Source organism: Paenibacillus taiwanensis DSM 18679 (genome assembly GCF_000425125.1).
GTDB lineage: Bacteria > Bacillota > Bacilli > Paenibacillales > Paenibacillaceae > Paenibacillus_B > Paenibacillus_B taiwanensis.
Genome location: NZ_KE384307.1, coordinates 170064 through 185508 on the forward strand (window position 1 = coordinate 170064; position 15445 = coordinate 185508).

Sequence of the window (15445 nt, forward strand, 5' to 3'; positions counted from 1 at the left end):
CTGATGCCTATCAGCGTTAAGCAGGCCGGAGAATGGAAAGCTGGTAAATTAGTTTATGCTAAAGTGGGAGGAGTTTGGCAGCAGGCTAAACGTATTTTTACGAAAATAGGTGGCATTTGGGTAGGTATTTGGTCAGCCGCTTATTGGACACAAAAGTCTAATTTTCAATATGCCAGAAAACAAGGCCAAGCGGTTGGTGTAAATGGTTATCTATATTATATAGGTGGCAGATATAACAATGATTACAGCGGCAGCGGGACTTACACGAATGAAAGATGGGACCCCAACACAAATACATGGACATATTTAGCTAATTGTTTATACAAGAAAACAGATGGCTGGGTTGCGGCAAGAGGGCAATATATTCATATTGATTCGGGTACAGATGATTACTATACACATGTCATGTATGACACTGTCGGAAATTCATGGCAAACTAAAAATAACATCGTATACGCTCAAGGCCCCTGTGCTGCTCACGCTGGCGATGGTAATACACTCTACATTGCAGGCGGATGGAATGGCGGGAGTTATTATAGTAGTTTTTACAAATGGCAGGACAGTGTGGGTTATTCTACAGGTCTTATGAGCATGCCTTTACAAAGAGCTTGGGCTGCTGGTGGGTTTATCCATAATAAGTTCTATGTTATGGGAGGCGAAATATCGCTTGGACAACTAACTAATCAGTGCCATGTATTTGACCCTAATACTAATGCTTGGACACAAGTAGCGGATTTACCAGAGCAAGTCTCCCAATCCCCGCATTGGGTGTTAAACTCAAAAATGTATGTTATTCAAAATTCAACTAGCAGTAAAACGTTTTGTTATGATCCTACTACAAATGCTTGGATTATAGGACCTATTTGCCCGTCCAATGTGTATTATGCTAGAGGGGCTAGCCTTAATGGAAAAGGATATGTTGTTGGGGGCATACAGCAAGGCACCGGAAACATCACACAAACCTTGTACGAATTAACGATGTAATAAGGGGATGGAAATATGATTTATAAAAATATACAACTTACGTGTAGCGAAACAGAGCTAGATACATTTGTAAGTCAACTTTCTTGCCAGTACAGTGTTCATAAATTTGAGGAACAATATGCAGGTCATTTCATCGAAAATCAATTTGAGGGGCAGGAAGATGCAAGATATTATATTTTGGTTGTTGATAATCGTACTTTTATTCAGCCCTATCTTCCTTTCGTTCAAGGATATCAAAAAATTACAACCGAAAATGCACTTGAAAGTATTGAGCATCATAAAGCGGCTATTGTTGATGATATTATTTTCACACAATTTGCAAAGAAACCCGAGGATCAGATCTTTAAGCTGGAGCAGAAAAATCTGAATACTATGACTGCTTTAGCAAGTGTATATGAAGAAATGCTAGCTTTGAAAAAGGAATTAAATCAGCTATCGACAAAGGGGTGAGAATCGGATGATAGAAAATATGGTTTATATATATGCAGAACTTATATTAGCAGGACGTCGTGACATCGAAAGTGTACCAGAAGAGTTGCAGGATGCTGTAAATTTAATCATTAATGGGAAAAACATAGCACAAATATAAAGTTAATGAGGTGATTTTATGACCTATAATAAGGAAAAGGAAAATTTACAATTCCAATTAAATGTGATTGATGCTTCTTTGTATAGATTATTAGAGGAGCGCAAGCAGGTGAATGTAGCTTTGCTAGTATTCGAACAATTGGAGAAAGAACATCATAATCAATCAGAAGTTGAGTAGTATATTGGAGTTGATTTGTATAGATTTACGCCAAAAAGCCCTCGGCCCACGTCGAGGGCTTTACATTTGAAAGGGGGAACACGGATGGACACGCAGACTCGCATGCTCTCCGATATTCGCGAGCGCATCGTACGCGTCGAGACCAAGCTCGACTCGATGACGGACGTCCGCGAAGTGGCGGACGACGCCAAGGAAGCGGCCCATAAAGCGCTCGAATCTACGCGCTCGGCCCATCATCGTCTTGATCGCATCGACAAGACGATCTTTTGGCTTGCTACGACCGTTGTCGGAGCAGTCATTATGGGACTAATCAAACTTGCTATGGATGGGAGGCCGTAACCAATGGAAGTGATCTCGAATGATATTTTGACACTGGCGGCGCTTGTGGCCGCTTACGTCGGCGTTGCACGAGGCTTTGGCCTCGCTGACAAATGGACACATGTGACGGCGCTATTGGTAGCGGCCGTATTTGTGCTAGTTCCTGTATTTATTCAGCAGAAGCTAGTGCTGATCTCCGTCATTGGCCTGTCTGCAACGGGGGCCTATCAATTTACAAAAAAGAAAGAGGATACCTATGAACATTAAATCGATGCTCCTCCCCGCAGGAGCCCCAAATAAACCAAACCGAAGCATGAAACCTCGTTATATTACGGTCCATAACACCGACAATACAGCGAGAGGTGCGACAGCGGAAGCACACGCGCGTTTTCAGCTTAATGGCAGCGGCGGCGGCATAAGCAAAAGCTGGCACTATACGGTTGATGATCAGGTGATCTATCAACATTTGCAAGATCACGAACAAGGCTGGCATGCCGGAGATGGAGATGGTCCGGGTAACACGTTGTCTATCGGCATCGAAATTTGTATGTACGACGGAATAAATGAGATGCTGGCCTGGCGCAGCGCAGCGGAATTGATCGCCAGCTTGATGATAAAACATAGCATTCCACTGCAAAATATCGTCCCGCACAAGCATTGGAGCGGCAAAGCATGCCCGTCCCGCCTGCTTCCGCATTGGCAAACATTTATGCAGTTGATTCAACGTCAAGCGGAGCAGATGAATAACAGCGATCAACCGGGTTCTAAAGATGCAGGTGCAGAGGCGGTTAAGGTCAAGATTGTATGCAGTGACAATAAAACGCCAGTTATGCTGAACGGTTTGCTCGTTGATGGGCAAGTGTATGTTCCAGCAAGGGCATTGGCTGCTGAAGTTAAAGCGAAGGTGGAATGGGACAACAGCAGCAAGCAGGCGGCGTTAATTTTTGCAAAATGATACTTCTAACTCATACAGATATACGCGAGCAGCTTCAGCGATAAGATCAAAGGAACGTTATTCTGCTGCTACATTGTACCGATGCTGCTTTTGTGCAGCCTGGCCTTTATATTTGGAAAATAGGATTTAGCACGTGTGGTGAAGCTGCTCCAGCAACGCCTTGCACATTATTCCTCCTGTGTTAATCCCCTCTTCTGGTGAACTTATTTTCATTCCACTTACAAATTTAGCTGTGAAAGCCGTCTTGCTGCAAAAAGGGAGCAGGACGGCACTTTAGTGCGTCATATGCCAGTGTGGTCCTATTATACATACATATTTATCCTCTCAATTGTACATCCTATAATAGGAACGGTTTGACGATGGAACGATATGTACAAAAAGTTAAAGTTGCATCCTTTCAACTTTTATTTGCCGACCCAACAAAACAAAAGGGCTGCAACACCTTTAAAAGGGCTCAACACTGTTTCTATAGACCCACTCATGTTTCATTTGTTAACATCAATGTATCGGAAACTTCTGTTGCCGGAAAGGAAAAACAGGGAGGGGCACAATGTGGTGGACGTGTACGCAGAAATGAAGCAAGGAGAAAAAGGGGCGTGGCTCAGTATTATAGCTTATGTCGCGCTTTCATTGACGAAGCTAGGCTTCGGATTCTCCTTTCATTCGGCTGCGCTTCAAGCGGACGGTTGGAACAACTTAACTGACATCGTTGCGTCAGTTGCGGTACTTATTGGACTGCGGATTTCGCAGAAGCCGCCTGATCACGATCATCCATATGGGCATTTTAGAGCAGAGACGGTATCAGCACTGATCGCGTCTTTTATTATGGCTACGGTAGGGTTGCAGGTGCTCTATTCGACCTTGATGTCACTTATAGAAGGCCGGGCCGAGACGCCAGACTTGATTACAGCCTGGGTGGCCTTGGGCTGTGCGGTGGTCATGTTCTTTGTATATATGTACAATTACAGGCTGGCGAAGAGAATTAACAACCAGGCTTTAATGGCGGCTGCGCAAGACAACCGTTCTGATGCGATGGTCAGTATCGGTGCCGCTGTAGGAATATTTGGCTCTCAGTTTGGTTTGCCGTGGCTTGATCCGTTGGCTGCACTGACGGTCAGTTTTCTAATTTTAAAGACAGCTTGGGAAATATTCAGAAATGCAACCCATGCGTTGACGGATGGATTCGATGAGAATCAGCTCCAAACAATACGTACGACGATAGAGAAGACACAAGGTGTACGCGTAATCCGAGATGTGAAGGCTCGGCTGCATGGCAATCATGTGCTTGTTGATGTTGTTGTGCAGGTTGATCCAGGGTTAACACTCATCGAGAGCCATGAAATTTGTGATGATGTCGAACGGCGGATGTTAAAAAAGCACAACATTACCAGTGTGCAGGTCCATGTGGAGCCGATGGATGAACCGCAGCCGGAGAAACTTCAGCATATATGATAGGTTACGTTGCAGAGCTGAATGAAACCAGAATCGTGGCAGAATAGATGCTGCTGATTCTGGTTTTTTTATTTGTATGAGGAATGGAAAGTAAAAAAGGGTGAATATAATTACATAACTAAATGGGCTTATGTTCATATATGTAGATAATTATACCTACTTAATTCAGGCGGAAACAAAAAAATAACTTTATTTTAGTTCTTTTGGACTATTAATAAGTTACATTTTAGTCATTTTTAAGCGTATAGTCCGATATAATTCGACAAATTGAACTGTTATAGTGAAGATATTGTATGGAATCAAGATACAATTTATGAAAACTGTATAGTACTACCCTAGAAATTTACAATTTGAACATGTGAACATCGACTCATGCATGAACCTGCCCACAACATATGATCACGAAGCGATTCTGAAAGTGGGATCAAGGACAACAAGGAGGCTACTCATGAAGAAAATGAACAAACTACTCTTAGGTATGATGATGATGACGATAGCATCGCAAACGCTATTGCTAGCTACAGGGGTGGAGGCTGCTCCATCTGAACTGGATGTTAGGATGACTTCACCAACGGTGTCGAATACAAGTCAGTTTTTGATGGATGAAGGTGATCCAGACATAAATGAACTGCAAGCTCTCATCAATGAAAGCAGGACACAAAATTTAACCACAGCAAGAGCAACTGCTACGGCTACTTCATCAACGGGGGACATCATCGCATCGGTAAATATGCGAGAGAAGGCATCGACGTCCGGTAAGATCATTCGTATGGTGAAGAAAGGCGAGAAGGTTACGATCTTGAGTAAACCGAACAGTAGTTGGTATCAAGTTCGAGATGAAAAAGGTAATGCAGGATACTTAAGTACGAGCAGCAAATACATAAAAGTGAGCGGACAGGCAGTCGGTCCGGATGATACACAATCAGGTTCATCCCAATTGCCGGCAAGCTCCAAAGTAGAGAAAGTCATTAGCACGGGGTTAACATATTTAGGAACACCTTACGAATACGGGTCTGACCGTAACAGTACACGGACATTTGATTGTTCTGATTTTGTCAGACACACGTTCAAGGAAGCGATCGGGATCACGCTGCCAGCAGATTCACGCAAACAAGGGGATTATATCAAATCCAACTCAGCCGTAAAGAAGAGTATAAGCTCTCTGAATCGCGGCGATCTGATGTTCTTTGGCACATACCGCGGCTCCAAGCAGTCTGCTTACAGCAATGTAAACAAGAACACAGAGCGAATAACGCACGTCGGTATATATATGGGGAACGGTAAAGTCCTGCATACATACTCAAAAGCTTCAGGCGGGGTACGTACGGACAGTGTGCTTGGTAACGCATGGGAACATCGTTTCTTATACGGGGGTAGTGTTGTGAAGTAAGATTGCACTCGTGTAGCATGGGTAGATCACTAATCAATAACTTATGAATCATATGATTACAGCCATCATATTGTTATATTAGAAGGACCGTTCCGTATCTGAATTGTGATGCGGAGCGGTTCTTTTTATCGTCTCCAGCACAAAAACATAAAAGGCCTCTTTCCTTTAAGGGACAGGGCCGATATAATTTACCATATACTGTTCGCAGCCTATACGTCGCACTTCTTGGGGAGGAGAGCATGGCCACACTTAAAGATATCGCAGAGCAGGTAGGAGTCTCCATATCAACGGTATCACGTGTCATTAATCAGGATGACAGCAGACGTATCAGCGAGGAGACAAAGCAGAAAATATGGAAAGCCGCAAAAGCGCTTCAATACCGTGCGCCTCAGGCAGCTAAGCAAAAGAGGAACTCGCGCCCGCAGCAGTCTCAGCCGATAACATCCGCCCATGCGGTCGGGTGCATTCTTTCGCTTCCTGACAACAAGTATAATCATCCGTACTTTTCGCCTATTATCCAAGGAATAGAAGCCAAGCTGCTAGAAGCGGGCACGTCTTTGTCTTTCCTTCATACACAAGCCGAATTAAAAAGCGAGGCTTTGTTTGACTCGCTGCTGAAATCCCGCAATCTTAGCGGTATTATTTGTGTAGAAGGAATGGAGGCATCACAATACAAATGGTTGAAGGAACGGGTGCCTAACATCGTTGGTATTGATGTTGCGGACCCTGCCATACCTGTTATTTCTTATGATCGGATGAACGCCGCACGTATAGCGGTACGACATTTAATTGAGCTTGGACATCGTCGTATTGGCTTTATTGGTGGAGCAGGCTTGCTTGGACAATTGGAGCGAGAAAAACGGTATCGAGGGTATCGGCTTGCGTTAGAGGAAGAGGGACTTGAACTGAATCCGGCTTGGACGATTAATGCCGAGTGGGATGCAGATCGCAGCTATACTGAGATGAAACGACTAGTGCGAACAGAGGATCAGCCTACAGCGATGTTTTGCGCGAGTGATATGATGGGCATTGCTGCTATGCGTGCCGTTACTGAAGAGGGTTTGTCCATTCCGAAGGATATCGCTTTTATCGGCATCGACGATATTGAATTTGCCCGATTCAGCACACCGCCCCTGTCATCCGTACATATCCCGAAATACGAGATGGGGTATGCGGCAGCTAAAGTACTGCTCGATGGCTTGGACAATCCTTATCCGTTTCCATTTCGTATGTTGCTGCCATTTACATTGATCAAACGTGCTTCAACTATAGCAGAAGGAGCGACCTAGTCTAACTAGGCCGCTCTTTTCTTTATCTACATATTATTCCTTACCGCTTATTAGAAGAAGGGTAATGAATAAGTGCGGTGTAACGGATCGTCTTATCCGTATCGTTATAATACGTATGCGGTTGATCCGCAGAGAAACGAATGGCTAAACTTGGCTGTAGCATATAGGTCTCACCGCCAACCTCTACGCGCAACTCGCCTTCCATGACCATAATAAATTCTTCAACGCCTTCATAGTGAGCTTCAGATGTATGCGAGTTGCCGGGCTCTATGACGACATTGTATACTTCAAATCCGCGATCCTGCTCAAAAGGAAAAATGGGATATGCACGATAAGCGCCGTCTTCCGCAATTAGCGGGGTGGTGTCCTCCATCTTCACGATCGTAACCTGCGGCGCAGAATCTTCCATCAAGGTAGCAAAGGAGATTCGAAGACCGTTTACAATTTTCCATAGGACTGAAATGGTTGGATTCGATTCCCCGCGCTCAATCTGACCAAGCATCCCTTTGCTTACACCGCTTAACTCAGCTACGGCATCAAGGCTCAGTCCACGAGATTTGCGAATTTCTTGCAAGTTCTTACCGATCTTGCGATGAATTTGTTCTTGCATGGTTGTCCCCTCTCTGTCTCTTCCGCGCATATACGAAAAGCCATCCAACATGCTACAAAAATACATGTGCAATATAGTGCACAAATGTGTAATATAATATACAAGATGAAATTTGATGTATTTAAGATGGATGAGTTAATCGTTATACACTCTATTTTATGAAAAAAAGCGGAGAGGGGCAATCAAATGTTAAACGGAACGATGATCGCATTAGTGAAAGATGAGCGCAAGCCCGGTGCCGTGTTAAAAGAAGTACCCATTCCGACTTGCGGACCTCATGATGTGCTTGTGCGTGTGAAGACTTCGTCTATATGTGGTACGGACGTTCATATATACAAATGGGACGAATGGGCTTCAAAGACGGTTGTGACACCTAACGTATTTGGACACGAATTTGCAGGTATTGTGGAAGCAATCGGGGATGAAGTAACGAATGTGAAAATAGGTGACTATGTATCGGGCGAAGGACATGTTGTATGTGGCCAATGTAAGCCTTGTCGTACAGGAAATGCTCATGTATGCAAAAACACGAAAAGCTTCGGCATTACAATTCCAGGCTGCTTTGCGGAATATGCCATTGTGCGGGCGAGCAATGTGATCCATAACGATCCTAATTTACCGTTAGAGATTGCCTGCCTTCAAGATCCGCTTGGCAACGCCGTACAAACGGTACTTAGCGGTGATATTGTAGGAAAAAGCGTCGCCGTAGTTGGCGTCGGGCCGATCGGACTGATGGCCATTGCAGTAGCAAAAGCTTGCGGCAGCGGTACGATATTTGCGGTCGATATTAATCCTTATCGTCTTGCGATGGCCAAAACGATGGGGGCTGACGTTGTCATCAACAGCCGCGAACAGTCACTTGTAGATGTTATTATGGAGGAGACTGATGGTGAAGGTGTAGAAGTCGTCCTAGAGATGTCTGGACATCCTGATGCGATTAGGGATTCCTTGAAAGCGGCTTCACAAGCGGCACGTGTCTCCTTGTTAGGTATTCCTACAAAGGAAGTGCCGTTTGATTTGGCACAGGACATCATTTTTAAAGGGCTGCACATTCACGGCATTACAGGGCGTCGGATGTATGATACGTGGTACCAGCTTAAAGGGTTGCTGGAGCGCGGCCGCATTGATTTGTCGCCGCTGGTGACGCATCATTTTACATTGGATCAGTACGAAGAGGCATTTGCTTTAATGGCTTCTGGTAATTGCGGTAAAATTGTGTTCTGGCATGACCGGACATCATCTTGAGTTTATGCAAGCAGCCACATCAATTGTATAGTTGTAAGTTAGACGGTGCGACTGTTAGACGGCGAATGTGTTATCAAGCGTACAGATTGTTCGGATGGCAGTGAAAGGAAACATACACTGCAACGACGGTGCTGTAATTGCTTTGAGATGAGGGCAGCTAGTTTTGCTAATCTTTTGTCATATTGTGCAAAAGGTTCTGTTGTACACATGTGGAATGAGTTATAGATGCGCAGCTATAGGTGCATTTATAGGCTATGAAATTAAGGTGTTCATCCTGAAGTGTTTGATGTGTTGATGTGGAAAAGCACGATTGGTTGGTGCAGCCGGCAGATGGTCGGGAGTTGAGTACGATAAATGAGCAGGGAGGTTATAAGTATGGCAGGTTTTGATATCATTTCGCAGCAACTACAGGAGCTTAAAGAAGCAGGACGTTACCGTCCGCTGACCGTCTGGGAAGACGGATCAGACGCATGGATGACGTTAGCAGGCGGCAAGCGGGTGCTGCAGATGTCCTCTAACAACTATTTGGGACTGACTCACCACCCTAAGCTTAAGCAAGCCGCTATTGCAGCGACGGAGAAATACGGCGTAGGAGCAGGTTCCGTTCGAACGATTACGGGAACATTGGCTATTCATGATGAGTTGGAGCAGAAGTTGGCTGCCTTTAAAGGAACGGAAGCGGCACTTGTGTTTCAATCCGGGTTTACGACCAATCAAGGGGTGCTTGGCACGATTCTGGGCGCAGACGATGTTGTGATCAGCGACGAGTTAAATCATGCAAGTATCATTGACGGCATTCGTTTAACGAAGGCGAATCGGCGTATTTTTGCCCATAAAGACATGAATCAACTTGAAGCGGTGCTGAAAGAATGCGACTCGTTCCGTCAGAAGATCGTTGTGACGGATGGTGTGTTTAGCATGGACGGCGACATTGCGCCGCTGCCTGCCATCGTAGAGCTGGCTGAGCGTTACGATGCGCTCGTGTACGTGGATGATGCACACGCGAGCGGTGTGCTTGGCAAGTATGGCAAAGGATCGACCGACCATTTTGGCCTGAACGGACGTGTACATTTCCAAATTGGTACGTTGTCCAAGGCGGTTGGGTCGGTAGGTGGTTATGTAGCAACTGCCCAAGTTGCAAAAGACTTAATGGTGAACAGTGCGCGTGCGTTTCTGTTCAGTACGTCGCTGCCGCCTTCAGTTGCAGCATCGTGTATTGCAGCTATTGAAGTGCTGCAAGGAGAGCCGGAACTGACGGAGCTTCTATGGTCAAATGCAACAAGCTTCCGTACGAAGCTGCAACAGCTCGGATTTAATACCGGCGACAGTGAGACGCCGATCATTCCTATCATCGTTGGCGAGTCGGCGCGAGCGCTTGCGTTCTCGAAGCGACTGCTGGAAGAAGGACTGTGTGCACAAGGCATCGTCTACCCGACGGTGGCGATGGACAAAGGGCGTGTACGCCTCATCGTAACCGCACAGCATACGAAGGAAGATTTGGAGTTTGCCGCTGACGTACTGGAGCGAGTAGGACGAGAGTTTGGATTGATTTAAGTAAGAGGTAAGGCAGGTAAGGCAGGTAAGGCAGGTAAGGCAGGTAAGGCAGGTAAGGCTACCATAGTGCCGCAGGGCATTGTGGTAGCCTTTTTTTGAGGCTCGTTTATAAGAAGCATCCGACTCGCTTGCTACTACTGCGAAGCCAACTCCTTGACCAGCCTCGGATACCACTCCGCAACATCATCGAACACAAACCCGTGTTGCACGGCTTTACTTGTGTCCATCCGCCAACTGGCCGTGATTCCGAATGGGGACGCAGAGCCGTCCGCCTGCTTCAGAATGTCGCCTGCTGCCGCAGGCTTCTCAATGAGCGCTTTTGTGCCCACCTCGGCTTCAATCAGCTTCATAATTTGACCGATGGACAACTCCCCATCGGAGCGTGCGTTCACAGGTCCTTCGAAATGCTGATTTTTCAACCAGAATAAGAAGCGAGCCGCTTCGTCAGAAGTAATAAAGCCCATGACCGCATCCAGATTCGGAATCCCTATAGGCAGTCCTTGCTGCACACGCTCGATGTGAAACAACAGCCGCTTCGTGTAATCGTCAGTGCCAAGCACAATAGGAAAACGAACGGCACAGACTGGAAACGGAGCCTGTTGGAACAGCACCGCCTCGGCTAACTTTTTCCCTTCTGCATAGGATGGCTCAGCAGGAAGTTTTACTGGAACAGGATACGTATAAGGATTAAAATCCTCTTCCGGATGCAGTAGATCTCCGAATTCATATACGGCCATAGTCGATGTGAAGATGTATCGCTTCACTTTGCCAGCAAAGATCTCACAAGCAGAAAGCGCATCCTGAGGATAAAAACAGATGTTATCGTACACGACATCCCACTCGCTCTCACCAACAGCAGCTGCCAACGCCCTGCGATCTGTACGATCGAGTTGAAGACGTTTCACTTGATCGCCAAATGAATCCGCAGTTTGCCCACGAGTTACTAACGTAACGTCCGCTCCATCTTCAAGCAGCAATTGGACGAGCTTCTTGCCGAAGAAGCGTGTTCCACCCAATACTAGTACTTTATTCATGATCAATCTCCTCCTGCGCAATTTATCATGCTAATCACGACTTGATGATGTACCCCTATGATTGTTTATTCGGTGCATGTCAAGCTATTCCTGTCTGGGGGGAGTGGAGTGATGAGGTGTGTCAGACACGTTATAGGGGGAACCTCTGCTTATGCCGAGCGAAGGATACATGAATAATATTGTGCAAAAAATAACTTTATTTGCCCCAAATTATAAAGTCTATAAGTTTTAAATTTTATCCAAAAAACGGGTTGACGGCGTAAACTTTCGCATAATATAATGACGACAAGCACCGAAAGAAACTTTTACCAAATTATTATTGCACTTTTTCACAACCCAAACTTCAAGATTATACCCAAACTCAACTTAGAATTTGCCCATCCTTCCACAGCAACATCATGTGTATCAAGCGCCTGCAAAATCTCGATTAGCGAATGAGTCTGAACAAACAGCAGCGCACCCCAGCATAAACAAGTCTATTTTTTAAATATTTACACAAAACACCGGTGATCGCTCCATTACAAGGCGCTTCTATAATTTGAGGACATGTGCAGCCGCACAGCGTCGCCCGATCTAGTGTTGTGTACAAAGACTATGAGTTCTAAGGGGTCGCATTTCGCTGTTATTGCTTGTAAGCGCTTTATATTCAAGGCTTTGCTTTGCTGCTTTAATTCGTTTACTAGGGAAAGAGACAGAGAGTTTGAGAGGAGAATGAGGAAATGACAGCAGGCAAACAGGTCCGAATAGGTGTAATTGGCGCAAGAGGCAGAGGTACAATCGCAAAATATTGGCATCAGCCGGAAGGGCGCTCTATCGTGGTAGGGGCTGCTGATCTTTACCCAGAACGATTGTTGGAGTTTAAGGAAGATATTAACCCGGATGCGTTCGTCACGACGGATTATCGTGAGTTGATCGCACGCGACGATATCGATGCTATCGCGGTCACGTCACCAGACTTTTGCCATGAAGAGCATGCAATAGCAGCGCTTAAAGCTGGCAAGCATGTTTTTTGTGAGAAACCGTTGGCAATTACGGTTGCTGGCTGCGATAACATTTTGAAGGCGTGGAAAGAATCTGGCAAGCATTTGATGGTGGGCTTTAATATGCGTTACATGAACATGTACCGCACGATGAAAGAGATTGTGGACTCAGGAGCTATCGGCGAAATTAAAGCGGTATGGGTGCGGCACTTTGTTGGTTGGGGAGGCTACTTCTATTTCCATGACTGGCATGCCAATTCGAAGAATAGCACTGGACTGTTGCTGCAAAAGGGCTCTCACGATATCGATATCATTCATTGGATTACAGGGCGTTATGCCACAAAGGTCAGTGCATTTGGCGGCCTTGATTTCTATGGCGGCGACAAGCCGAATGATTTGACTTGTCCGAAGTGTGAGGAGCGCGATACGTGTACAGAAGTCAGTCCTGGGCGCTTGATCGAATGTGCTTTCCGTCAAGAGGTGAATGTAGAGGACAACAACATGGTCATTATGGAGCTGGAAGGCGGGATCAAGGCATCGTACTTGCAATGTCATTTTACGCCGGATTATCAGCGCAACTATACGTTTATCGGGACAGAAGGACGTTTGGAAAATAATGAACTGGAAAACAAAGTGTACGTTTACACAAGGCGCTCAAATACAGAACGTGAGCTAGCTGACCGTGTATACGAGGTGAAGGAAGCGAAGGGAACGCATGGTGGTGCCGATCCGATCATTTGTAAGGACTTTGTGGACATGATTCTGGATGGCAAGGAGCCTGTAGCTACTCCGCTTGCAGGGCGAATGAGCGTCGCGGTAGGCTGTGCAGCCACTGAATCGATCCGTAAAGGCGGGGGCGTAGTGACGGTATCATCCATACCGAATTTGGCTGCCTCAGCAATGAGGAATGGATAATCGTCTAATTACTCCACACCCACGTCCCCATCAGAGGAGGAAGAAGCAATGAAGTCATCGGATGCTGCATTGGAGACACCCGCTCGATTACTGACAAAGCGCAGCAGGTCGGAGCTGATCCGGCGTGCATTCACGAAGAACTGGCAGCTTTACCTGCTTATTGCTCCTGTCGTTGTGTATTACATCGTGTTTCATTATTTGCCGATGTATGGTATCCAGATTGCATTTAAAGACTTTATCGCTAATAAAGGGATCTGGGATAGCCCGTGGGTCGGCTTTAAACATTTTGAACGGTTTTTTAACAGCTTTTATTTCGAGCGGCTTTTAAGCAACACCATTCTGATCAGTCTATATACACTAGCCTTAAGTTTTCCGATTCCGATCATACTAGCACTTATGCTTCATGAGGTAAAGTCAGAAGGTTTTAAAAAGGTTGTACAGACGATTACTTATGCACCTCATTTTTTATCGGTGGTCGTTATTGTAGGGATGCTGTTTATTTTTTTAAACCCGAGCACAGGCATCATTAACCATATGATTGTAGCTTTTGGCGGTGAGCCGATCACCTTTATGACCTCGCCCGCATGGTTTAAGACGCTTTATGTGTTGTCAGATGTGTGGCAGACGATGGGATGGAGCTCAATCATTTACTTGGCAGCGCTATCAGGGGTGGATCAACAACTGCATGAGGCTGCGACAATTGACGGGGCCAGTAAGTTGCAGCGTATTTGGCATATTAATTTACCTACGATTGCGCCAACGATCGTTATTCTGCTCATTTTAAATTTGGGGAGTGTGATGTCGGTTGGCTTTGAAAAAGTGTTTCTGATGCAAAATTCCTTAAATATGAGCAGCTCAGACATTATTTCTACTTATGTATACCGCACGGGTATTTTGGATGCGCAATACAGCTTTTCGGCAGCAGTCGGGCTGTTTAACGCTGTAGTTAACTTTGCACTTTTAATTGTTGTCAATTACGTTGCACGACGTGTAAATGAGACCAGCTTATGGTAGGAGGAACAGCACATGATAGATCGTTCGTTTGGCGACCGCGTATTTAACATCATCAACTATATATTGCTGACGATTTTGACCGTCATCGTTCTGTATCCGCTCCTGTTCGTATTAAGCGCTTCAATTAGTAATCCTGAGCATGTGCTTCGTGGCGACGTATGGCTGCTCCCCAAAGGATTTAATGTGGATGCCTACACCAAAATATTTCAAAATAAAGACATTTTGCTCGGTTACGGCAATACGATCTTGTACACGCTGATCGGGACGGCCATTAATCTAGCTATGACCGTGTGTGCCGCATACCCTCTATCTCGCAAAGATTTTGCAGGGCGAGGCATCATCACAGGTATGATTGTGTTTACGATGTTTTTTGGCGGGGGGCTCATTCCAACCTATTTGCTAATCAAAAATTTAAACATGCTGGATTCGTTATGGGTCATGGTCATTCCAAATGCAGTATCCGTCTGGAACATCATCATTATGCGTACGTTCTTTCAACAATCAATACCAGGTGAGTTGCAGGAGTCAGCGATGATAGATGGCTGCAATCATTTTCAGACGTTATTTCGTATCGTTCTGCCGTTATCGATGCCGATTATTGCGGTCATGGTGCTGTTTTATGCGGTTGGCCATTGGAACTCGTACTTTAATGCCTTAATTTATTTGACGAGCAAGGACAAATTCCCGTTGCAGCTTATTTTACGTGAAATATTAATTCAGAGCGATTCTGGTGAGTTTATTAAGCTGACTTCTGAATCAGCCGTACGGATGAAGATGAGTGTAGAGGGATTAAAATATGCGGTGCTGGTAGTGGCGAATTTGCCGATGCTGATGTTGTATCCGTTTTTGCAGCGCTATTTTGTCAAAGGAATTATGATTGGAGCGTTAAAGGGGTAAGCACATCCCCATAAGGAAGTGATCAAGCCAGAGTGTGACGGC

The 15445-nt window shown here is 45.5% G+C and carries 17 protein-coding genes; 15 read left to right on the forward strand and 2 right to left on the reverse strand.

Features of this window, described 5'->3' with window-relative positions; all coding sequences use genetic code 11:
* The first annotated feature begins 3 nt into the window (after positions 1–3).
* From H509_RS0114695 to H509_RS0114740, 10 genes are all read left to right on the forward strand, one after another.
* A complete protein-coding gene (locus H509_RS0114695) occupies positions 4–984 on the forward strand; it encodes a Kelch repeat-containing protein (RefSeq protein WP_028545755.1) in 981 nt (326 codons plus the stop codon).
* Positions 985–999: 15 nt separating this feature from the next.
* Positions 1000–1434, forward strand: a complete 435-nt coding sequence (locus tag H509_RS0114700) for a hypothetical protein (RefSeq protein ID WP_028545756.1) — start codon at positions 1000–1002, stop codon at positions 1432–1434.
* A gap of 7 nt (positions 1435–1441) precedes the next feature.
* Positions 1442–1573 (forward strand): CD1375 family protein, encoded by a 132-nt coding sequence (locus H509_RS28605; protein WP_281169738.1) that lies wholly within the window; start codon positions 1442–1444, stop codon positions 1571–1573.
* 18 nt (positions 1574–1591) lie between these two features.
* Positions 1592–1750 (forward strand): hypothetical protein, encoded by a 159-nt coding sequence (locus H509_RS27725; RefSeq protein ID WP_157277739.1) that lies wholly within the window; start codon positions 1592–1594, stop codon positions 1748–1750.
* A gap of 84 nt (positions 1751–1834) precedes the next feature.
* Positions 1835–2089 (forward strand): hemolysin XhlA family protein, encoded by a 255-nt coding sequence (locus tag H509_RS0114715; protein ID WP_028545757.1) that lies wholly within the window; start codon positions 1835–1837, stop codon positions 2087–2089.
* A 3-nt stretch (positions 2090–2092) separates the two neighbouring features.
* A complete protein-coding gene (locus H509_RS0114720) occupies positions 2093–2335 on the forward strand; it encodes a hypothetical protein (protein ID WP_028546430.1) in 243 nt (80 codons plus the stop codon).
* On the forward strand, positions 2325–3023 hold the full coding sequence (locus H509_RS0114725; protein WP_342663654.1) for an N-acetylmuramoyl-L-alanine amidase: 699 nt from the start codon (positions 2325–2327) through the stop codon (positions 3021–3023). The genes H509_RS0114720 and H509_RS0114725 overlap by 11 nt, the downstream gene beginning before the upstream one ends.
* A gap of 552 nt (positions 3024–3575) precedes the next feature.
* A complete protein-coding gene (locus tag H509_RS25450; protein ID WP_051287192.1) occupies positions 3576–4475 on the forward strand; it encodes a cation diffusion facilitator family transporter in 900 nt (299 codons plus the stop codon).
* 448 nt (positions 4476–4923) lie between these two features.
* Positions 4924–5865: a C40 family peptidase gene (locus H509_RS0114735; protein ID WP_028545759.1), complete on the forward strand. Its 942-nt coding sequence runs from the start codon at positions 4924–4926 to the stop codon at positions 5863–5865.
* Between the two features lie 239 nt (positions 5866–6104).
* Complete coding sequence (locus tag H509_RS0114740; RefSeq protein ID WP_028545760.1) at positions 6105–7154, forward strand: LacI family DNA-binding transcriptional regulator; 1050 nt, start codon at positions 6105–6107, stop codon at positions 7152–7154.
* A 40-nt stretch (positions 7155–7194) separates the two neighbouring features.
* Here the strand turns inward: H509_RS0114740 and H509_RS0114745 are convergent, their stop codons facing one another.
* A complete protein-coding gene (locus H509_RS0114745) occupies positions 7195–7764 on the reverse strand; it encodes a helix-turn-helix domain-containing protein (protein ID WP_028545761.1) in 570 nt (189 codons plus the stop codon).
* 186 nt (positions 7765–7950) lie between these two features.
* Here H509_RS0114745 and tdh point away from each other — a divergent pair, with 186 nt between their 5' ends.
* Positions 7951–9009 carry an L-threonine 3-dehydrogenase gene (gene tdh, locus H509_RS0114750; RefSeq protein ID WP_028545762.1) on the forward strand — a complete coding sequence of 353 codons (1059 nt, stop codon included), beginning with the start codon at positions 7951–7953 and terminating at the stop codon, positions 9007–9009.
* A gap of 375 nt (positions 9010–9384) precedes the next feature.
* The gene (locus H509_RS0114755) at positions 9385–10563 is read left to right on the forward strand and encodes a glycine C-acetyltransferase (protein ID WP_028545763.1); all 1179 of its coding nucleotides are present in this window, start codon (positions 9385–9387) and stop codon (positions 10561–10563) included.
* A 134-nt stretch (positions 10564–10697) separates the two neighbouring features.
* Here the strand turns inward: H509_RS0114755 and H509_RS0114760 are convergent, their stop codons facing one another.
* Positions 10698–11597, reverse strand: coding sequence for an NAD-dependent epimerase/dehydratase family protein (locus H509_RS0114760; protein WP_028545764.1), 900 nt, complete (start codon positions 11595–11597; stop codon positions 10698–10700).
* A gap of 719 nt (positions 11598–12316) precedes the next feature.
* On the opposite strand from H509_RS0114760, the gene H509_RS0114765 reads away from it, so the two are divergent.
* Genes H509_RS0114765 through H509_RS0114775 form a run of 3 tightly spaced genes read left to right on the forward strand, consistent with a single transcriptional unit; the run spans position 12317 to position 15403 of the window.
* Positions 12317–13492, forward strand: a complete 1176-nt coding sequence (locus H509_RS0114765; protein ID WP_028545765.1) for a Gfo/Idh/MocA family protein — start codon at positions 12317–12319, stop codon at positions 13490–13492.
* A 48-nt stretch (positions 13493–13540) separates the two neighbouring features.
* On the forward strand, positions 13541–14506 hold the full coding sequence (locus tag H509_RS0114770) for an ABC transporter permease (RefSeq protein ID WP_028545766.1): 966 nt from the start codon (positions 13541–13543) through the stop codon (positions 14504–14506).
* A gap of 12 nt (positions 14507–14518) precedes the next feature.
* Complete coding sequence (locus H509_RS0114775; protein WP_028545767.1) at positions 14519–15403, forward strand: carbohydrate ABC transporter permease; 885 nt, start codon at positions 14519–14521, stop codon at positions 15401–15403.
* Positions 15404–15445: the final 42 nt, after the last annotated feature.